The organism is Acidovorax sp. Root267, from assembly GCF_001429215.1.
In the GTDB taxonomy this organism is placed as follows: Bacteria; Pseudomonadota; Gammaproteobacteria; order Burkholderiales; family Burkholderiaceae_C; genus Acidovorax; species Acidovorax radicis.
Genome location: NZ_LMJC01000001.1, coordinates 804,427 through 823,564 on the forward strand (window position 1 = coordinate 804,427; position 19,138 = coordinate 823,564).

15 protein-coding genes are annotated in these 19,138 nt (G+C 63.3%); 3 read left to right on the top strand and 12 right to left on the bottom strand.

Features of this window, described 5'->3' with window-relative positions; translation table 11 throughout:
• Nucleotides 1-19: 19 nt before the first annotated feature.
• The 5 genes from ASE39_RS03555 to ASE39_RS03575 form a co-directional block, all read right to left on the bottom strand.
• Nucleotides 20-1,315 carry a dihydroorotase gene (locus tag ASE39_RS03555; RefSeq protein ID WP_057226249.1) on the bottom strand — a complete coding sequence of 432 codons (1,296 nt, stop codon included), beginning with the start codon at nt 1,313-1,315 and terminating at the stop codon, nt 20-22.
• A 79-nt stretch (nt 1,316-1,394) separates the two neighbouring features.
• Complete coding sequence (locus ASE39_RS03560; RefSeq protein WP_010459504.1) at nt 1,395-2,357, bottom strand: aspartate carbamoyltransferase catalytic subunit; 963 nt, start codon at nt 2,355-2,357, stop codon at nt 1,395-1,397.
• 2 nt (nt 2,358-2,359) lie between these two features.
• Entirely contained in the window at nt 2,360-2,881 is a 522-nt protein-coding gene (gene pyrR, locus ASE39_RS03565; protein WP_057270186.1) for a bifunctional pyr operon transcriptional regulator/uracil phosphoribosyltransferase PyrR, read from the bottom strand.
• The gene (gene ruvX / locus ASE39_RS03570) at nt 2,878-3,297 is read right to left on the bottom strand and encodes a Holliday junction resolvase RuvX (RefSeq protein ID WP_010459507.1); all 420 of its coding nucleotides are present in this window, start codon (nt 3,295-3,297) and stop codon (nt 2,878-2,880) included. Before ruvX ends, pyrR begins: the two co-directional genes overlap by 4 nt.
• The gene (locus tag ASE39_RS03575) at nt 3,294-3,893 is read right to left on the bottom strand and encodes a YqgE/AlgH family protein (RefSeq protein WP_057270187.1); all 600 of its coding nucleotides are present in this window, start codon (nt 3,891-3,893) and stop codon (nt 3,294-3,296) included. Before ASE39_RS03575 ends, ruvX begins: the two co-directional genes overlap by 4 nt.
• Before the next feature lie 21 nt (nt 3,894-3,914).
• Here ASE39_RS03575 and ASE39_RS03580 point away from each other — a divergent pair, with 21 nt between their 5' ends.
• Nucleotides 3,915-5,399 (top strand): deoxyribodipyrimidine photo-lyase, encoded by a 1,485-nt coding sequence (locus ASE39_RS03580; protein ID WP_057270188.1) that lies wholly within the window; start codon nt 3,915-3,917, stop codon nt 5,397-5,399.
• A gap of 9 nt (nt 5,400-5,408) precedes the next feature.
• On the opposite strand, the gene ASE39_RS03585 is transcribed toward ASE39_RS03580, so the two are convergent.
• The 7 genes from ASE39_RS03585 to ASE39_RS25615 all read right to left on the bottom strand — a co-directional run bounded on the left by ASE39_RS03585 (nt 5,409) and on the right by ASE39_RS25615 (nt 16,759).
• Nucleotides 5,409-6,587, bottom strand: a complete 1,179-nt coding sequence (locus ASE39_RS03585; RefSeq protein ID WP_057226239.1) for a PilT/PilU family type 4a pilus ATPase — start codon at nt 6,585-6,587, stop codon at nt 5,409-5,411.
• Between the two features lie 112 nt (nt 6,588-6,699).
• On the bottom strand, nt 6,700-12,864 hold the full coding sequence (locus ASE39_RS03590) for an Hpt domain-containing protein (protein ID WP_057270189.1): 6,165 nt from the start codon (nt 12,862-12,864) through the stop codon (nt 6,700-6,702).
• A gap of 46 nt (nt 12,865-12,910) precedes the next feature.
• Nucleotides 12,911-15,199 (bottom strand): methyl-accepting chemotaxis protein, encoded by a 2,289-nt coding sequence (locus tag ASE39_RS03595; RefSeq protein WP_010459516.1) that lies wholly within the window; start codon nt 15,197-15,199, stop codon nt 12,911-12,913.
• 21 nt (nt 15,200-15,220) lie between these two features.
• Nucleotides 15,221-15,748 carry a chemotaxis protein CheW gene (locus tag ASE39_RS03600; protein ID WP_029413284.1) on the bottom strand — a complete coding sequence of 176 codons (528 nt, stop codon included), beginning with the start codon at nt 15,746-15,748 and terminating at the stop codon, nt 15,221-15,223.
• Between the two features lie 15 nt (nt 15,749-15,763).
• Nucleotides 15,764-16,129 (bottom strand): response regulator, encoded by a 366-nt coding sequence (locus ASE39_RS03605; protein ID WP_010459520.1) that lies wholly within the window; start codon nt 16,127-16,129, stop codon nt 15,764-15,766.
• Entirely contained in the window at nt 16,129-16,527 is a 399-nt protein-coding gene (locus tag ASE39_RS03610) for a response regulator (RefSeq protein ID WP_005796099.1), read from the bottom strand. The genes ASE39_RS03605 and ASE39_RS03610 overlap by 1 nt, the downstream gene beginning before the upstream one ends.
• A gap of 58 nt (nt 16,528-16,585) precedes the next feature.
• Nucleotides 16,586-16,759, bottom strand: coding sequence for a rubredoxin (locus ASE39_RS25615; protein WP_008903269.1), 174 nt, complete (start codon nt 16,757-16,759; stop codon nt 16,586-16,588).
• Nucleotides 16,760-16,853: 94 nt separating this feature from the next.
• On the opposite strand from ASE39_RS25615, the gene ASE39_RS03615 reads away from it, so the two are divergent.
• Together ASE39_RS03615 and hemL are read left to right on the top strand one after the other, a co-directional pair.
• Nucleotides 16,854-17,813 carry a bifunctional hydroxymethylpyrimidine kinase/phosphomethylpyrimidine kinase gene (locus tag ASE39_RS03615; protein WP_057226235.1) on the top strand — a complete coding sequence of 320 codons (960 nt, stop codon included), beginning with the start codon at nt 16,854-16,856 and terminating at the stop codon, nt 17,811-17,813.
• Nucleotides 17,797-19,107: a glutamate-1-semialdehyde 2,1-aminomutase gene (gene hemL, locus ASE39_RS03620; RefSeq protein WP_057270190.1), complete on the top strand. Its 1,311-nt coding sequence runs from the start codon at nt 17,797-17,799 to the stop codon at nt 19,105-19,107. Before ASE39_RS03615 ends, hemL begins: the two co-directional genes overlap by 17 nt.
• Nucleotides 19,108-19,138 lie beyond the last annotated feature (31 nt).

Sequence of the window (19,138 nt, forward strand, 5' to 3'; positions counted from 1 at the left end):
CTCTTCGCGCGGCACGTGCTTAGGCGCGGTCAAAGGCCACTTGGCCGCCCACCAGCGTCATGCGCACGCGGCCGGGCAGTTCATAGCCTGAGAATGGCGTGTGTTTGCCCTGGCTGCACAGCGCGTCGTCCTGCACGGTCCAAGAGGCTTGTGGGTCGAGGATGCACAGGTCACCCACGCCGCCTTCCACGATCTGGCCCACGCTGGCCTGCAAGGTGCCCAGAGCGTTGCCCAGCACGCGCGCAGGTTCGGACGTAACCGTGGCCAGCGCGCGCTGCAGCGGCACACCGCTGTCTTGCGACCACTTGAGGGCCAGGCTCAGCAGCAGCTCCAGCCCCGTAGCACCGGGCTCGGCCTCGGCAAACGGCAGCGTCTTGGCGTCTTCATCAACAGGAGTGTGGTCGGACACCAGCGCATCGACGGTGCCATCCAGCAGCGCCGCGCTCAGGGCATCGCGGTCGCGCTGCTGGCGCAGTGGGGGCGTCAGGCGCGCGCGGCTGTCGAAGAAGCCAATGTCGTTTTCGGTCAGGTGCAGCGTGTTGATGCTGATGTCGCAGGTCACCTGGAGGCCCTCGGCCTTGGCCCGGCGCACCAGCTCGACACCGGCCGCGCTGCTGAGGCGGCACAGGTGCACACGCGCACCGGTGGTCTTGAGCAGCTCGAAGATGGTGTGCAGCGCAATGGTCTCGGCTGCCACGGGCACGCCCGACAGGCCCAGGCGCGTGGCCAGCGCACCGCTGGCCGCCACGCCTTTGCCCAGGTGCATCTCCTGCGGGCGCAGCCACACGGTGTAGCCAAAGGTGGCGGCGTACTGAAGCGCGCGCTGCAGCACCTGGGTGCTGGCCAGGGGCACCTCGGCCTGGCCGAAGCCCACGCAGCCCGATTCGGTCAACTCGGCCATCTCGGTCAGCACCTCGCCGGCGAGGCCACGCGTGAGTGCACCCAGCGGGAACAGGCGCGACTGGTGCAGCTTCTCGGCACGGAACTTGAGCATCTCCACCAAGCCCGGCTCGTCGAGCACGGGGTCGGTGTCGGGCGGGCACACCAGGCTGGTCACGCCCCCGGCCACTGCGGCGGCCATCTCGGATTCGAGCATGCCTTCGTGCTCATGGCCGGGCTCACGCAGGCGCGCGGCCAGGTCCACCAGCCCCGGCAGCACGATGCAGCCCGTGGCGTCTACCACGCGCTTGGGCGCAAAGTCGGGCGGCACGCGGTTGACGCCAACGATGCGGCCCGCCGCGATGGCGATGTCGCAGGTCTGGTCGAGGCCCGAAGCGGGGTCGATCACACGGCCGTTCTGGATCAGTATCTTCATGATTTCAAGCCAAATTGGCTGTTAGCGCTTATTGGATAAGCGCTAACAGCTATGAAAACAGGAGTATTCATTCCGGGCTTCATGCCTCATTGCCGGCAACGATGGACATGACGGCCATGCGCACGGCAATGCCAAATGTGACCTGCGGCAAGATCACGCTCTGCTTGCCATCGACCACAGCGGAGTCAATCTCGACCCCCCGGTTGATGGGGCCGGGGTGCATGACGATGGCGTCGGGCTTGGCCAGCTGCAGCTTTTCCTGCGTGAGGCCGAAGCTCTTGAAATACTCCTGGCTCGACGGCAGCAGCGCGCCGCTCATGCGCTCGTTCTGCAGGCGCAGCGTGATGATCACATCCGCGTCCTTGATGCCCTCTTCGAGCGTGTGGCACACGCGCACGCCCATCTGCGCCATGTCGGAAGGCACCAGCGTGCGCGGGCCCACCACGCGCACTTCGGCGCAGCCCAGCGTGGTCAGGCCATGGATGTCGGAGCGCGCCACGCGCGAGTGCAGCACGTCGCCCACGATGGCCACCGTGAGGTTGCTGAAGTCCTTCTTGTAGTGGCGGATGGTGTACATGTCCAGCAGCCCCTGCGTGGGGTGGGCATGGCGGCCATCGCCCGCGTTGATCACGTGCACATGGGGCGCCACATGCTGGGCGATGAGGTAGGGCGCGCCCGATTCGCTGTGCCGCACCACGAAGATGTCAGCCGCCATCGCGCTGAGGTTAGCGATGGTGTCGAGCAGGGATTCGCCCTTGCTGGCCGAGCTGCGCGCGATGTCGAGGTTGATCACGTCGGCCGACAGGCGCTTGGCGGCGATCTCGAACGTGGTGCGCGTGCGCGTGCTGTTCTCGAAGAACAGGTTGAACACGCTCTTGCCGCGCAGGAGCGGCACCTTCTTGACCTCGCGGTCGTTGACGCTGACGAAGTTGGCCGCCGTGTCGAGGATGTGCGTGACGATGTCGCGCGGCAGGCCCTCGATGGACAGCAGATGGATGAGTTCGCCGTTGCCGTTGAGTTGGGGGTTGCGCTTCTTCAGCACGGTCAGGCCTCTTTGACTTGGAAGTGGAAGGTACCGCTGTCGTCGCGCGCCAGCGCCAGCGACTGGGCGGCAGGCAAGGCCACACGCGCAGCCGCAAAGTCGGCCTGCACAGGCAGCTCGCGCCCCCCCCGGTCCACCAGCACGGCCAGGCGCACGCTGGCGGGGCGGCCATAGTCGAACAGCTCGTTGAGCACGGCACGGATGGTGCGACCGGTGTAGAGCACGTCGTCGAGCACCAGCACGTCGGCACCGTTCACGTCGAACGGTAGCGAGGTCTGCGCGCTGGCCGACAGGCCACGCTGGGCAAAGTCGTCGCGGTGCATCACTGACGACAGCACGCCTGCGGGCCCTTCCAGGCCCAGGTCCTTTTGCAAGCGCTCCGCCAGCCAGGCGCCGCCGGAGGCAATGCCTGCCAGGCGCGTGGTGGGGGTCAGCATGCTGCGCACGCCGCGCAGCAGTTCGCGACACAGCGCTTCGGCATCGAGCACGAGGCTGCCAGAAGCTGCAGGAGAGGGGTTACTCATGGAAGATTCCTCAAAAACTGTTCCAGGATGATGCAGGCCGACGCAGCGTCGGCATCCTTGGCACCACCCGCGATGGCCTCGGTGGTGCTATAGCGCTCGTCCACCTCGAACACCTGCAAACCAAACCGCCCACGCAACTGGCGGCCGAACTTGAGCGCGCGCTCGGTGTTCTCGTGGCTCGCGCCGTCCGGGTGGTAGGGCACGCCGATCACCAGTGCGTCGGGTTGCCATTCCTTGATGCGCTGCGCCACCTGCACAAAACGGGCATCGCCCTCGGCCTTGATGGTGGCCTGCGGCGTGGCGCTGCGCAGCATGCGGTTGCCCGTGGCCACGCCCGTGCGCTTGAGGCCAAAATCGAAAGCAAGAAAGGTCTGGAAATGCGCAGGAACGGCTGGCTGAGCGGGCAAGCCGGTCATGCGTGCCCCGCCTCGGGCGACAGCATCCAGGCCTTGAGGCCCAGCAGCGCCAGGGCGCGGTCGTAGCGCTCGGGCACAGGGGTGTCGAAGATCACCGAGAGGTCGGCCGCCACGGTCAGCCAGGCGTTTTCGGCCAGTTCGGATTCGAGCTGCCCCTCGCCCCACGACGAATAGCCCAGCGTGATGAGCACGCGGCGGGGGCCTGCGCCCGTGGACAGCGCTTCGAGTACGTCCTTGGAAGTGGTCATCTCCAGCCCGCCGGGGATGGTCATGGTGGAGGCATAGACCGATTCATCGGTTTCGACCCTGTCAACGAGCATGGGCTCGTGCAGCACAAAGCCGCGCTCGGTCTGCACCGGGCCGCCTTGGAACACGGGCTCCTTGGTGAGGTCTTCACGCCGCAAGGACAGGTCCACCTTGTCAAAAAGGCCTTTGAGGGTGATGTCCGAAGGCTTGTTGATGATGAGGCCGAGTGCACCGCGTTCGCTGTGCTCGCACAGGTAAACGACGCTGCGCGAGAAAGACTCATCTTCCAGACCGGGCATCGCGATCAGGAAGTGATGCGTCAGGTTGATGGGCGCAGAATCGAAAGACATCCGGCAATTTTAACGGTGAACATGGACCCCTCCTCCGAGCCCTCTTACCCCAACGGTCTTGTCTGGTTCCGCCGCGACCTGCGCGCGAACGATCAGGCCGCCCTGTACCGCGCACTCACGCAGTGCCAGCAGGTGCATTGCGCCTTTGTTTTTGACCGCGAGATCCTGAATGCCCTGCCCCGGACTGACCGGCGGGTGGAGTTCATCCGCGAGTCGCTGGTGGAACTGGATGAAACGCTGCGCATGCTTTCTGGGCATGCACAGGGTGGCCTTATCGTGCTGCACGCGGTGGCCAGCGATGCGATTCCGGCACTGGCCAACGCCCTGGGCGTGCAAGCTGTATTTGCCAACCACGATGACGAGCCCCAAGCCCTGGAACGCGACAGCCAGGTGCGCGCGCAGCTGGCCACTGCCGGAAGGGCCTTTCACACCTTCAAGGACCACACCATTCTGGAACGCAGCGAGGTGCTCACGCAAACCGGCAACCCGTACAGCGTGTTCACCCCTTACAAGAACGCCTGGCTCAAGAAGGTGGATGCCTTTCAGCTCACAAGCTACCCTGTGGAACGCCATGCACACCGCCTGGCCCCCCGCCCGCAGGAGCACTGCCAAGCGGTGCCGACCCTGGCGTCGCTGGGTTTCGAGGCCACGGCCCTGTCGCAGCTCAAGCTGCCGACCGGTGCCAGCGGCGCACAGCAGTTGTTCGATGATTTTCTCGGCCGCATTGAGCGGTACGAGGACACGCGCAACTTTCCGGCGGTCAAAGGGCCGAGCTACCTCAGCGTGCACCTGCGTTTTGGCACCATCTCGCCGCGCCTGCTCGCGCGCACCGCGCACGGGCTGATGCTGCAAGGCAACCCGGGCGCTACGACCTGGCTCAGCGAACTGATCTGGCGGGACTTCTACTTTCAGATCCTGCACCACCACCCCCATGTGGTGGGCCACAGTTTCAAGCCCGCATATGACGCGATCCAGTGGGAGTCCGGCCCCGAGGCCGACGCCCTGTTTGCCGCCTGGTGCGAGGGGCGCACGGGTTATCCGCTGGTAGATGCCGCCATGGCGCAGATCAACCAGACGGGCTATATGCACAACCGCCTGCGCATGGTGGTGGCGAGCTTTCTGGTCAAAGACTTGGGTATTGACTGGCGCTGGGGCGAGGCTTACTTTGCCACGCACCTCAATGACTTCGACCTGGCCGCCAACAACGGTGGCTGGCAATGGGCCAGCTCCAGCGGGTGCGATGCACAGCCTTATTTCCGCATCTTCAATCCGGTCAGCCAGAGCGAGAAGTTTGACCCGGAGGGCAAGTTCATCCGCCGCTACCTGCCGCAGCTGGCCGGGCTACCCACCAAGGCATTGCACGCGCCCTGGCTGGCACGCCCCATGGAACTACAAGGTGCGGGAGTGCGGCTGGGGGATACCTACCCGCTACCGGTGGTGGAGCACGACACGGCGCGGCACCGCACCCTGGAACGGTATGCAGTGGTGAAGTCAGCCGCAGCCTGAGCCCCACACTCAGCGGCGCGCGGTAGGCGGTGGAACGCTATCTGGCCCGGCAGGCTCGTCGGGACTCATCTGCATGCCCTCGCTCCCCAGCGAAGCACCGGCCGCCAGCCGAAGTCGTAACCGCACATCGGTGCGGTTGTCGGCGTTGGCAATCGCTTCTTCGGGAGATATGGCGCCGGACTCGACCATGGCCAGCAAGGATTGGTCGAAGCTCCACATACCCTGCTCGCCGCTGCGGGTGATAGCAGTCTTGAGCTCATCAATCTGGCCCTTCTGGATCAGCTCCGCCACGTAGGGCGTGAGCAACATGATCTCGGTGGCAGGCACGAGGCCGCCCGCCCGCCCCGCCACCAGGCGCTGCGCCACGACTGCGCGCAGGTTGAGGGAGAGGTCCATTAGCAGCTGGCGGTGGGCCTCTTCAGGAAAGAAGTTCAGGATGCGCTGCACCGCCTGGTTCGCATTGTTGGCATGCAACGTGGAGACGCACAGATGGCCGGACTCGGCATAGTGCAGCGCGTGCTGCATGGTGGCCCGGTCGCGGATCTCGCCGATCATGATGACGTTCGGTGCCTCGCGCATCGCGCGGCGCAGGGCCTCGTCGTAGGACAGCGTATCAAGCCCCACCTCGCGTTGCGTCACGAGTGACTTCTTGTGGGTGTGCAGGTACTCAATAGGGTCTTCCACCGTCAGGATATGCCCGCCAGTGTGTGCATTGCGGTGGTCCAGCAACGCCGCCAATGTGGTGGTCTTGCCCGAGCCTGCCGACCCCACCGTGAGCACCAGCCCCCCTTTGAGAAATGCCAGTTGCTGGAGTACGGGCGGAAGACCAAGCGCCTCCAGGCTAGGGATGTGGGCAATGACATGACGGATCACCATGCCCACTTGGCCACGCTGCCGGTGCACATTCACACGAAACCGCTCACCCTCCGGGGTCTGCAGGGAGAGGTCGCACTCCATGGTGGCATCGAACTCCTGCCGCTGCGTTTCGCGGAGGATGGAGTGCGCCATCTGCCTGACATCGTCTGCCGACAGCAGTTGCTGCCCCAGTGCCACGAACACCCCTTGGCGCTTGAGCGTTGGCGGCGCGCCCGCCATGATGAAAAGATCAGAGGCCTTTTCCCGCACCACCACGGCCAGACAAGCCAGGAGACGGGGGTCGGGAGAGGAAGCAGTTGCCGGCGATTCCATCAGGACAACCTCTGGAACGGAACTGACAAAGCAGCTGCCGGAATCGATGCGTGCATTTGCTGGCCACAAGCCCGCCGGTTCAAGGCAGGCCTGTGGTGCATCTGCATGCTGGCTAGGCCTCTGCGGTCGCCGCGATGCGGGCGTAGTGCTGAATGAGGCTCAGCAGTTCTTCGTCGGAGTACGGTTTGCCCAGGTAATGGTTGACGCCCAGCTCCATGGCATGCTCGCGGTGCTTTTCAGCAATGCGCGAGGTGATCATGATGATGGGCAGGTCGCGCAAGGCACCGTCTGCACGAATATTCCGCGCCAGGTCGAACCCATCCATGCGGGGCATTTCGATGTCGGACAACACGACGGTCGGACGCTCTTCCTGTAGGCGCTCCAGCGCTTGCAAGCCATCGGCCGCGAGCGCAACACGGTAGCCTTCGCGCTGCAGCAACCGCTGCGTGACCCGGCGCACCGTGATTGAATCGTCCACCACCAAAACCAATGGCACCTGGCTGGGGCCAGCAAGCTGGGGAGAAACGACCGACTTGCCAGCACCTGATGAGCCATCAGCCTCCAGGACCGAAGGCAGACCTGCGCTGGCGGCACGCACCTGATCTCCGTACACCGTGGCCAACGCCACAGGGTTGTAGATCAGAACCACGGCACCCGACGCCAACACAGACATGCCGGCCAAGCCGGGCAAACGGGACAACTGAGGGCCCAGGTTCTTCACCACGACTTCCTGGTTGCCCAGAACTTCGTCCACATGCATGGCGATGCGCTGCGATGCGCTGCGGAAAATCACCACAGGTCGCGTCTTGCCAGCCGGCTCGTTGCTGCGCGCAGAAGCCTGCAGCAGCGCCCCGGACCAGAAGAACTGCAGCTGCTCCGTGCCATCGTCGAAATGGCCGGTGCGGTATGCAACTTCAAGGTCTGCCGCCGAGGTGCGCCGCACGATCTCGACCACGTTGGCGGGCACACCGATCGCCAGATCACCGGCACGCAGCATCACCACCTGCGTCACCGCCGTGGTCAAGGGCAGCACCATGCGGAAGGCGGCTCCCCTGCCAGCTTCTGTCGATGTTTCGATCCGACCGCCCAAAGCGTTGATTTCGGCACGCACCACGTCCATGCCAATGCCCCGCCCTGCCAAGCCGGTCACCTCGGAGGCCGTGGAGAACCCGGGCATGAAAATGAGGTTGGCAGCCTCGGTATCGCTCAGCTCGGTATCAGGCGCCACGATGCCTTGCGCCAGCGCCTTTTCACGGATGCGGGGCAGATTCAGCCCGGCCCCGTCGTCCCGGAACTCCACCGACACGTCGTTGCCTTCATGGTGCAACTCCACGGTGATCGTGCCCGAAGCAGGCTTGCCCGCTGCCGTGCGCACCTGGGGATCTTCGATACCGTGTGCCACGCAGTTACGCAACAAATGCTCGAACGCGGGGGTCATACGATCCAGCACGCCACGGTCCATTTCGATGGAGCCGCCGGTAATATCAAGCTTGATCTGCTTGCCGGTTTCCTTGGAGGCCTGCCGCACCACGGCATACAGGCGCTCTGCGATGCCTTCGAACTCCACCATGCGGGTGCGCAACAAGTCGCGCTGCAGTTCCCGCGCCTGGCGGCCCTGGGCAATCAGGTCATCTTCCGCACCTTCCATGGCGCGCTGCAGGTTGCGCTGCACGGTGGCCACGTCGTTCACCGACTCGGCCATCATGCGCGTGAGTTCCTGGACGCGGGTGAAGCGGTCAAACTCCAGCGGATCGAAGCCGGCAGCGGAATCCTTCGACAGGGCCAGGCGCGACTGCATCTGCGATTCAGCTTGCAATTCGATGTCCCGCAACTGCTGGCGCAGGCGGTCCAAGTTCCCCGACAAATCGGTCAGCGAACTGCGGAACTGCCCCAATCGCACGTCCAGGCGCGAACGGCTGATCATCACTTCACCCGCCTGATTGACCAGGCGGTCCAGCAACTGGGCGCGCACGCGCACCGACTGATTGGCGGCCACGCGCAAAGGCGCAAGCTGCGACGGACCAGGCAGGCGTACCGCTGGGGCGGCAGGCGTCACCGATGCGTGGACAGCGGCAGATGCTGGAGCCGCCTGTGCCTCGGAGGCTTCGGGACGGGTGCGCGGTGTTTCCACCGGCAAAGAGACCACCGTATCAGCAGGCCCCTGGCCAATGGCGCGCAGTGCGTCGAAGTTCGCCTGAAGACCGTCAAAACTCCCTTGCAAAGGCTCGATCTGGTCCGCTGTCACCGTTTCAGCGTCTAGCTGCTCGATAGCGGACTCCAGCCGGTGGGCCATTTCACCCAGGCGCATGGCACCGGCCAAGCGCGAACTGCCTTTGAGGGTGTGGAGCGCACGCAGCACTTCACTGCGGGCACCCAGGTTGTCGGGGCGCGAGGCCCATTGGCGCAGCGCACCACCAAGCTGTGGCAACAGCTCAGCAGCCTCTTCCTCAAAGATCGGGAACAGATCCGGGTCGATAACGTCAATCGCATCGATATCGTCATCCACATCTGAGCCGAGCGCCACAGCATGGGCGATCGCGTCATCAATATGCTGATCGTGGTCGTGGATGACGGCAGACAAAGCGGGAGCCACGTGTCCCCTGGGCACCACGACCGGTGCGGGCTCTGGCATGGCTGCCACGTCGGGTTCAGGTTCTACTGGGGGCAACGGCTGCGCTGCTTCTGCCTCCACTGGAGTGATCGGCTCTTGCTCCAACAGGTACTCGCCTGCAGCCTCTTCTTCGGGTGGAGACAAGGTGTTGTCCACCTCGGTTTGCAAGATCTGACGCAGTTGCTCCAGCACCTCCTGGCTGGGTTCCTTGAGGAAACCCGCAGCGAACTGGTGCAGCAAACGCCGGATATCCTCGGCTGCCGCCATGAAGGCCTCGGCCTGCTCCTGTGTGCCGCCAGACTGCAACTGCACGTGCTGCAGCGCATGTTCAAGCACCCTGGCCATCTCCGACAGGGCATTGAACCCCACCGTGGCCGAACTGCCCGCCAGCGAGTGCGCGAGCGCCACCGCCATATCCGGCAGAGGTTCATGCAGTTCCAGCGACCATTCCTGCAGGCAGGTCACCAGTCGGCGCGACCACTCATCGGCTTCGTTCAAATAAACGTTGTAGAGCGGGATGCCAATGCGCAGCGTGTCAATGACCTTGACCGCTTCATCACCTGCACTGTCCTCCAGTTCCTGCGCCAGCGCATCGACTACCTGTGGTTCTTCAGGAGCCGCTCCCGCAGCCACATCTTCTGCGACTTCTGCAGGCACTTCCTCCTGGGCCACAGATTCCAGCTCATCAGTGCTTGGCAGCATCGGCTCGGGCTCTGCCAGGTTCTGCACCTCCAGCGGCTCGGCTGCGTCCATCAATTCGACAGGCAGCGCAAAAGCACCATCCGCCACCGGCTCATCAGGCAACACGGTGACCTGCGGCGGAGCGCCCACATCAGCACCCGCTGTGGCTGGCTCCAAGTCCGGCAGTTCGAGATCCAGTACGAAATCGATGCTGGAGGGATCGAGAACCCCAGGGACGGCAGGCGCTTCGTTGAGCGCGGCAGCAAACACGGAGAAATCGATCTCCTCGGCTACTTCGGGGGCCGAAGTCGCCAGGTCTGCCGGCGGTTCTGGCGCATGGTCGAAAATCTCGGTAGCTTCAAAGTCTGGTACCACCAGCTCTTCTTCCACAGCCAGGGGCACCTCTGCAATCGCCTCTTCAGGCGCCTCAAGGGGCAGATCCTCCAGCGCTGCGACCTCGGGCTCAGGCGCAATGACGGCCAGAACAGGGCTCTCTGCCCCGGCGGAGGGCACCACAAGCGGCAACAGGGTTCCGTCCAGGCGCATGGCATCCGCCGACTGGCGGAATGCGTCCTGCTGCCAGCCAGAGGCACGGCCCGCTGCGATGTCGTCAGCCCAACGGCTAAAGGCACGCAACGCATCGGAAGACAGATCCAACAAACTTGGTTGCATCGGTTTTTGCTCGGCCAACCAGGCGTTGAGCAATTGCTCCATCGACCAAGCGGCCTCGCCAAAATCGTTCAGCCCCACCATCCGCGAACTGCCCTTGAGGGTATGGAAGGCACGGCGCAGCGTGGTCTGTTCGCTGAGATTGCCCGGCTCATCCCTGAGAACGTCGATCGCGGCCAAGCCATTGACCACCACCTCACGGGCTTCTTCCAGGAAAACCTCGAGCAATTCATCTTCGATTTCAGGCACCGATACAGGCGCAGGCGTTGCCGCAGCCTGCGGCAGCGGTGCCTCGCCACTTTCTGCCACGGCGGGCAGATCGAACGAAATATCGGGGGCGAGTGAATCAGGATCGACCGAAGCAAGGGGCGCGTTGGCTGCAACGCCGGGAATGTCCGGCAAGGAAGGCAACGAACCAAAATCGGTGGGCTCGCTGAGGGGTTCCTGCACAGGAAAACGCGGCACCACATCGGGCATGGGAATGGCCGACCGCTCCTCCAGCTTGGCAGGGGCCTCTTCCACGGCGTCTGAAGCGCGCGGCCGGGTTTTGCCCATGAGGATGCGCAATTCGCCCAGTTCTTCGTCATACACGAACAGCTTGCGCGCCATCGTGCGCTGGTAGCTCAGCATGTCGATCAGGAACCCCAAGGCGCCCAGGCTGTTGCCCAGCTTCTCGAACACTCCTTGACGATCTGCCTCTGGGACTTCGTTGATAAGCAAGCGCTCCACCATGTCGCGCATGCGGACCACTGCGAGCGAAGCCTGATCAAGGCCCAGCACCGACAACACACCGCGCATTTGAGCGAGGTGTCCCGGAACAGTTGCCAGGACAGCGGTGTCCTGAGGACTGCGGAAGAACTGGTCAAGCGCCTTCTCCGCTTCGCCGAGCGTAGAGCGCAGTTCGTCGACCACACTGCCCATGGTCTGGTTGTCGCTGACCCTGCGGTACAGCTCTTCCATCCATTGTTCAAGGGGCTCTGGCTCCGCGCCAGCGCCCACCGCATCCAGACGCTCTGCCAGCCGAGCGGCGCGGATTTCCATCTGATCGTCGTCCGCATCCAACTCTTCAAAAGCTGCTTGCAGATACAGGACTGAGGTTGCCACCTCCATGGCCAACGCGGCCGAAGGAGGTTCACCGGAACGCGTGGTGGACTCCAGCACGCGGGTCAGCGCCTGGGCGAGGCTTTCACTGCCAGGATGCAACTTGCGCAGCGAGTCGCAGACCAGGCTGAATTGATCTGCAGCGGGCTTGAGCTTGTTACGATCCCCCCCCGCCAGCGCGGACCAAGTTTCCGTGGCAGCGGCAATCCGCTTGCGTGCCTGGGCCAGCATGGCAGGGTCAAACCGGCCAAAACGCGCAGCCTCGTAGTCCACGGGCTTGAACCGGTCCAGCGCAAAAGCCTGACGCACCGCCTGCAGAGACGGCGCTGCGATACCCGCCGAATCGGCTGGCTTGGCCTGTGAGCAGAAAAACAGCAGATCCTGAACCAGGCGGTCTGCGATCGTCGTATCACCCTTGGCGAGCGTGGCGTACTGCATCAGCACGCGGGATGCCACGCGTTTGACATAGACGTCAGCAGGCAAAAGGCCTGAACCGAAGGCTTCAAAAAAGCCTGCACATATTTTCCAGAATGCGCGGGACTGGCGGTCATGCTGTGCCGCCACGAATCCCAGGCAGGTATCCCGCAGACTCAATGAGGCACGGAGATCCCCGGATTTCACGATTCTCAGAACCGCAGCATCCAGCCGGGCACGCGCTTCGGGCCCATAGGGCAGCGGCGTGACAGAAACAGCACCCTCGGGCTCGCGAAACCGGCGCTCCACCGGCCACAGATCGGCAGGATGGACACGGTCCGCGCCCGCCAATGCCTGGGCATCGCGGTACTGAGGGAACAGCGCAACGGGCGAAGCCGCCTTGCCAGCCAGAACGGTTTCCAGGTACTCAATCAGCGCAAAGCTCGCACGCTCGATCACCGCTGCAGCATCGTCGCTGCAGGTTTCCGGACGTTGCACGAACTTCTGGACCGCCGACTCCATGGCTCGCAGGACCAGCGCCGGAGGGCCCATGCCCACCATTTCCAGCGCGCCACACGCTTGGTGCAGCTGCTGGCGAGCGATGCGCAGTGGGCCTGCGTCCAATGCCGCAAGATCTGATTCGCGGGCAGCTTCTGCATCGCGTACAAAACGCCGCATCGCCTTGACAGCTCCATCAAGGGATTTGCGCAGTTCGTCAAGCACCCAAGCCAAAGGACCCAGGTCCTGATCCCCCTGGGTCCCATCCGCGGCCGGTGCATTGTTGACATCAATAGATGACATGGATTCGTCCCCGGCTGCTATGAGCCAGCTGGTTGATGACTAAGCGTCAGGCGATCTTGAACCGTGCCACCGATTGGCGCAGTTCCTCAGCCATGTGCGAGAGCTCGCGCACCTGCTGCGCTGTGGTGCGGGTGCCCTCACCCGTCTGCTCGGTCACCGCAAAAATGTGCTGGATGTTGTCGGCCACTTCGTTGGCCAGAACAGCTTCCCGCGATGTTGACGACGAAATCTGCTCAATCAGCTCGGCAAGGCGACGCGACACACGGTCAATCTCGGTCAGTGCAGTACCTGCGCTGTCAGACAGACGAGCCCCTTCCACCACACCCTGCGTGGAGCGTTCCATAGCGGCCACGGCATCCTGGGTATCGGTCTGAATCGCCTTCACCAGCGCAGAGATCTGGCGCGTTGCATCTGCAGAACGTTCAGCCAGTCGCTGCACTTCTTCGGCCACCACTGAGAAGCCTCGGCCGGCCTCACCGGCGGACGCAGCCTGAATGGCGGCATTCAGGGCCAGCACGTTCGTCTGTTCGGTAATGTCGGAAATCAGCTCGGTGATTTCACCGATCTCCTGCGACGATTCGCCCAGGCGCTTGATCCGCTTGGAGGTGTCCTGGATCTGGTCGCGGATGGAGTTCATACCGCCGATGGCGTTCTGCACGGCCTGGAGACCCGAGTCAGCAGCTTGCAGCGACTGGCGGGCCACTGTGGCCGACTCTTGGGCCTGTGTAGACACTTCATTGATTCGGGTCGCCATGTCCAGAACGGAGCGGCCGGTTTCGCGAATTTCGCGCAGTTGCTCGGTCGAAGCGGCCAGCAGTTCCGTGGATGTGTTGTCCACCTGGGCGGTCGTCTGGGCCACGCGGGTGGCCGTGTTCTGCACGCTGCCCACCAGTTGGCGCAACTCTTCCACCGTGTAGTTCACCGAGTCGGCGATGGCGCCCGTGATGTCTTCCGTCACGGTGGCTTCCTGGGTCAAGTCACCTTCAGCGACCGATTGCAGTTCGTTCATCAAACGCAAAATGGCGGCCTGGTTGGCGTCATTGACACGCTTGGCTTCCTGCTCCTGGCGCTTGGCGTCTTTTTGCTGCATTTCAGCTGCAGCCTGGCGTCCCCGGCTGTCCAGCAGTTGGACGCGGGAAATTCCCACACCGCAAAAGATCACAAACAAACCGGCGAGCGCGAGAGCTGCCAGCTGACCACCACCCACACCCGTCTGGGCCGACAGCTTGGTTTGCAGGCCTTCGAGCTGGCGACGCAGCGGCTCACTGTCGGCAATGATGGCGGATTGTGCTTCCCGGGCAGACACCAAGCCTTGCAGATTGCCCAGAATGGCACTGGCTTGGGTGCGGGTCTGCTCATAGAGCTTCACCAAGGCTTCCAGCTGTTCGCGGGTCTGGGCATCCTTCGTCGCAGCCAAGCGCAGTTCAGGGCTTCCATCCAGCAGGCCCTGGGCGATTTCCTTGAACGAGTTCAAGTCCTTGCCCAGCAGGAACACGGCCTCAGGGCTCACGCCTTCCATGGTCTGGAATTCATTGGCGGATTTGCCGATACGCTGGGTCAACATCACGAGCTGACCAGCGGCGGAAATCTCAGCAGCAGGAGCGTTCTGCTGCAGCTTCAGGGACGACACGGTTTCTGCGATTTCAAGCAGATCCGAGGACTGGCGATTGATGGTGCGCAGAGCATCGCCCACCTGCGTCAGGATCTTCTGCTGGCCCATCACGACACTGGCATTGCGTTCGGCACGCTCCATGAGCGGATTCACAGCGTCCAGGTCAGGCTTATAGGGCTCACCCAGGGATTCGACGCCCAGCTCTCCATCGCCCGCATTGAGGGCGCGCACATTGCGCGCCAACACGCCGGAGCTTTCCACCACGTCCGGGAAGGCCTGCGGGCTGCCCACCAGTGCCTGCGATACCGACTTGGCCAGCCGCTGCGACTGCATCAGGGATTGACCGGTAGCTGCAAGTTGCTGCGCAGAGCGGTCGGCTTGGCGCAACACCCAGGCGGCGATCAACGCCAGGACGATCACACCAATAGCCAAAAGCCCGAGCAGTCGCCGCTGGTGGGCCGCAGCCGTGGAACGGCCAAGCAGCGGCAGAGCAATGAGATCCTCCTCCGCATCGGGTGCCGTCAATTCCGGCACATAACCATCCGGATCGCCTTGAACGCTGTTCATCGCTTCAGCCTGGTAGGTGTCGCGCAGCTGCCCGCCGTCCAGCGAGCCCGCAGCAAGGAGATCCTGCCCGTCATCGGCGGTGCCGGCAGTCGCGCCGGTATCCGGCGTGGCAGGTTTCCGGTTGAACAGTTTTCCAAATTGATTGACGACGGACATGGTGCAGCCTTACAGAAAAACTCAAGCACTGATGCTCAGGAAAGCGGGATGTTGGGACAGGATCTGCAAGTTCAGCTCCTGCCAGCGTGTGCCGCTGGAATCGATATAGGTGGTGCCAAAGAACGCGGGCGAATCTTCGGCGGGGGGCTCGGACGACACAAATGCATCGGTTCCACGCAGTCCCGCAAGGCGATCCACCAACAGCGCGGCGTTCACCTCCAGGGCAGCGTTGAAGGCCAGCAGGCTGGTTTCCGACAGTGCTTGCTCTGTGCGGGGCGCTGCAGAACCCAAAAGGCCGGCCAAATCCACCACACCAACCAAGCCACCGCGCAGGTTGGCAACCCCCAGAAACCAGTTCTGGGTATAGGGCACCGCCTGAATCGAGACCCAGGGAAAGATTTCCCCCGACTGTCCCAGTGGCAGCAAGTAAAAACTCCCAGCGGACTCGACAGCCAGCCAGGATGAAACAGAGGCCCCTTCAGTTCTTGCAGCCTGAAGGCGGCTGGCAAGTCGGGTCTGGAGCTCTCGCAGGGCTTCGCGGTTGGCCATGAACGCGCCGCTGCCTTAGTTCAGAGCGTCGATTTTGGCCTGCAGTTCAGCGGGATCCACGGGCTTGGTGATGTAGCCCCGTGCACCCTGCCGCATCCCCCAGACGCGATCCGTTTCCTGGTTCTTGCTCGTGCACATGATGATGGGCACATCGGCATACAGCGGGTCGCGGGTGATGGCACGTGTAAGCTGGAAGCCGTTCTGCCCGGGCATCACGACGTCCATGAGGATCAGGTCGGGCTTTTCTTCCGCCAGACGGCGGAAAGCCTCGTCGGCATTTTCTGCGGTGCGGACCTGCATGCCTTTTTTCTGAAGCAGGTCCGTCAAAAACATCAACTCGGTCTTCGAGTCGTCGACGACCAATACTTTCTGGATGGGCATTACATCGCTCCTTGTTGGGAATTGCCAAACTGCTGCACTGCCTGCAACAGCTGGTCTTTGGTAAACGGTTTGGTGAGATATTCCTGGCAGCCGACCATGCGCCCGCGCGCTTTGTCGAATACGCCATCCTTGGAGGACAGCATCACCACCGGAGTATCTGCAAAACGGGCATTGCGCTTGATGATGGCGCAGGTCTGGTACCCGTCGAGCTTGGGCATGAGGATGTCGCAGAAAATCAGCTGAGGCTGGTAATCATTGACTTTGGCCAAAGCATCAAAGCCGTCGTCGGCCAACAAGACTTCGTGCCCCCCCTGCTTGAGAAAAATCTCGGCGCTTCGACGGATGGTGTTGCTGTCATCCACCACGAGCACTTTGAAAGATGCGCCTGTTGTAGTCAATTGTTACTGCTCCTGATGGAGAAAAAAACAACGCAGCAGCACATGATGCTGGTGCGCCTCAAATCTGAACCATCTCGAAGTCTTCCTTGCGGGCCCCACACTCGGGGCAGGTCCAGTTCATCGGAACCTGATCCCAGGGTGTATTGGGTGCAATGCCGTGCTCAGGTGAACCCTCTGCTTCGTCATAAATCCAACCGCAAATCAAACACATCCAAGTTTTAGAGTCGATCACAGCTTAAAGGGCCTTCACATAGAATGCAACGATTGTATCTAGTCATCTCCGTGGGCTGCGGCTTCGGTGCCACCCCTCAAGCAGGATCTGGTCCATGACCACCAAAGCATCCCCTCCCCCCCCCGAAAGCATAGACATTGAAGATGACGGTTCTGAGGACGCAAGCCCTGCGTGTGTCCTCGTCTTCAATGCCAGCGACCCCAGCGGTGCCGGTGGGCTGACAGCCGACATCACCACCATTGCCTCCGTGGGCGGGCATCCGATTGCCGTGGTCACAGGCGCCTATGCCCGCGACACCGCAGAGATTTTTGACCACTTCAGCTTTGACGACGAGGCTGTGGCCGAGCAGGCCCGGGCCGTGCTGGAGGACCTGCCGGTACAGGCCATCAAGGTCGGTTTCGTGGGCAGCCCGGAGAACATCAGCACCATTGCCGAGATCACGACCGACTACGACGAAGTCCCCGTGATCGCCTACATGCCCAACCTGTCCTGGTGGCGCGACGAGCTGATCGACGAGTACCTGGATGCCTTCCGCGAATTGTTGTTACCGCAGACCTCGGTGTTGGTTGGAAACCACAGCACCTTGTGGCGTTGGCTGCTGCCCGACTGGACCAGCGACCGCAGTCCCACTGCCCGCGACATTGCCCGGGCCGCCTCCGAGATGGGCGTGCCTTACACCCTGGTCACCGGCATTCCGCTGCCCGAGCAGTTTGTCGAGAACGTGCTCGCATCCCCCCAGACCGTGCTGGGCAGTGGCAAGTTCGAACTGTTCGACGCCACCTTCTCCGGCGCGGGCGACACCTTGTCCGCCGCCCTCACGGCCCTGGTGGCCAGCGGCAACGACCTGGGCGAAGCCACCAGTGAAGCCCTGGGCTACCTCGACCGCTGCCTGGACGCCGGCTTTCGCCCCGGAATGGGGCACATCGTGCCCGATCGCATGTTCTGGGCCCAGCCCGACGATGACGAGGCCGACGGCGACGAAGAAGAACCCCTGATTGACGAAGCGCAAGCCCTCGAAGGCTTTGTGATGCCCCCCCATGACACCAAGCACTGATCTCAACATCCCCCTGTTCGAACGCGCCAAGGCGCTGATCCCCGGCGGCGTGAACTCGCCCGTGCGGGCCTTCAAGGCCGTCGGCGGCACGCCCCGTTTCGTGAAACGTGCCAAGGGCGCCTACTTTTGGGACGCCAACGACCAGCGTTTCATCGACTACATCGGCTCCTGGGGCCCGATGATCCTGGGCCACGGCCACCCCGCCGTGCTCGAAGCTGTGCAGAGCGCCGCGCTTGAAGGCTTCAGCTTTGGTGCGCCGACCGAGCGCGAGGTGGAGCTGGCCGAGGAAATCCTGAGCCTCGTCCCCTCGATGGAGATGATCCGCCTGGTCAGCTCGGGCACCGAAGCCGGCATGAGCGCTATCCGCCTGGCGCGCGGTGCCACGGGCCGCAGCAAATTCATCAAGTTTGAGGGCTGCTACCACGGCCATGCCGATTCGCTGCTGGTCAAGGCCGGCTCGGGCCTGGCCACGTTTGGCAATGCCACCAGCGCGGGCGTACCGCCCGAAGTGGTGCAGCACACTCTGGTGCTGGAATACAACAACGTCGCCCAGCTCGAAGAAGCCTTCGCCCTGCATGGCAAGGAACTGGCCTGCGTGATGATCGAGCCCATCGCGGGCAACATGAACCTGGTGCGCGCCAGCGTGCCGTTCATGAAGCGCTGCCGCGAGCTGTGCACCGAGTACGGCGCACTGCTGGTGCTCGACGAGGTGATGACCGGCTTTCGCGTGGCGCTGGGCAGCGCGCAGAGTGTGTACGCGAAGTCGATCCCCGGCTTCAAGCCCGACATCACGGTGCTGGGCAAGGTGATTGGCGGCGGCATGCCGCTGGCGGCCTTCGGCGGGCCGCGCGCCATCATGGAGCACCTGGCCCCGCTGGGTGCCGTGTACCAGGCGGGCACGCTGTCGGGCAACCCGGTGGCCACCGCCTGCGGCTTGGCCACGCTGCGCGAGATCAAGAAGCCCGGCTTCTTCGACGCGCTCTCGGCCACCACACGCTCGCTGGTCGATGGGCTGGCCGCTGCGGCGGCGGCCGAGGGCGTTCCCTTCAGCACCGACAGCGAAGGCGGCATGTTCGGCTTCTTCCTGATGCCCGAGCTGCCCCAGAACTACGCCCAGGTGCTCAAGACCGACAACGTACGCTTCAACACGCTGTTCCACGGTTTGCTGGACCGCGGTGTCTACATTGCGCCGGCGCTGTACGAGGCGGGTTTTGTGAGCTCCGCCCACACGGCGGACGACATTGCGGCCACCATCGCCGCCGCAAGCGAAGTTTTTAAGACGCTATCGAAATAATAGCTATCAGCGCTTATTTAGCAAGCGCTAG

Bases quoted from the DNA above. Each gene is read 5' to 3' on its own strand.
- ASE39_RS03555 (WP_057226249.1), bottom strand. From the start codon at position 1,315: ATGAAGATACTGATCCAGAACGGCCGTGTGATCGACCCCGCTTCGGGC.
- pyrR (WP_057270186.1), bottom strand. From the start codon at position 2,881: ATGAGTAACCCCTCTCCTGCAGCTTCTGGCAGCCTCGTGCTCGATGCC.
- ruvX (WP_010459507.1), bottom strand. From the start codon at position 3,297: ATGACCGGCTTGCCCGCTCAGCCAGCCGTTCCTGCGCATTTCCAGACC.
- ASE39_RS03575 (WP_057270187.1), bottom strand. From the start codon at position 3,893: ATGTCTTTCGATTCTGCGCCCATCAACCTGACGCATCACTTCCTGATC.
- ASE39_RS03580 (WP_057270188.1), top strand. From the start codon at position 3,915: ATGGACCCCTCCTCCGAGCCCTCTTACCCCAACGGTCTTGTCTGGTTC.
- ASE39_RS03585 (WP_057226239.1), bottom strand. From the start codon at position 6,587: ATGGAATCGCCGGCAACTGCTTCCTCTCCCGACCCCCGTCTCCTGGCT.
- ASE39_RS03590 (WP_057270189.1), bottom strand. From the start codon at position 12,864: ATGTCATCTATTGATGTCAACAATGCACCGGCCGCGGATGGGACCCAG.
- ASE39_RS03595 (WP_010459516.1), bottom strand. From the start codon at position 15,199: ATGTCCGTCGTCAATCAATTTGGAAAACTGTTCAACCGGAAACCTGCC.
- ASE39_RS03600 (WP_029413284.1), bottom strand. From the start codon at position 15,748: ATGGCCAACCGCGAAGCCCTGCGAGAGCTCCAGACCCGACTTGCCAGC.
- ASE39_RS03605 (WP_010459520.1), bottom strand. From the start codon at position 16,129: ATGCCCATCCAGAAAGTATTGGTCGTCGACGACTCGAAGACCGAGTTG.
- ASE39_RS03615 (WP_057226235.1), top strand. From the start codon at position 16,854: ATGACCACCAAAGCATCCCCTCCCCCCCCCGAAAGCATAGACATTGAA.
- hemL (WP_057270190.1), top strand. From the start codon at position 17,797: ATGACACCAAGCACTGATCTCAACATCCCCCTGTTCGAACGCGCCAAG.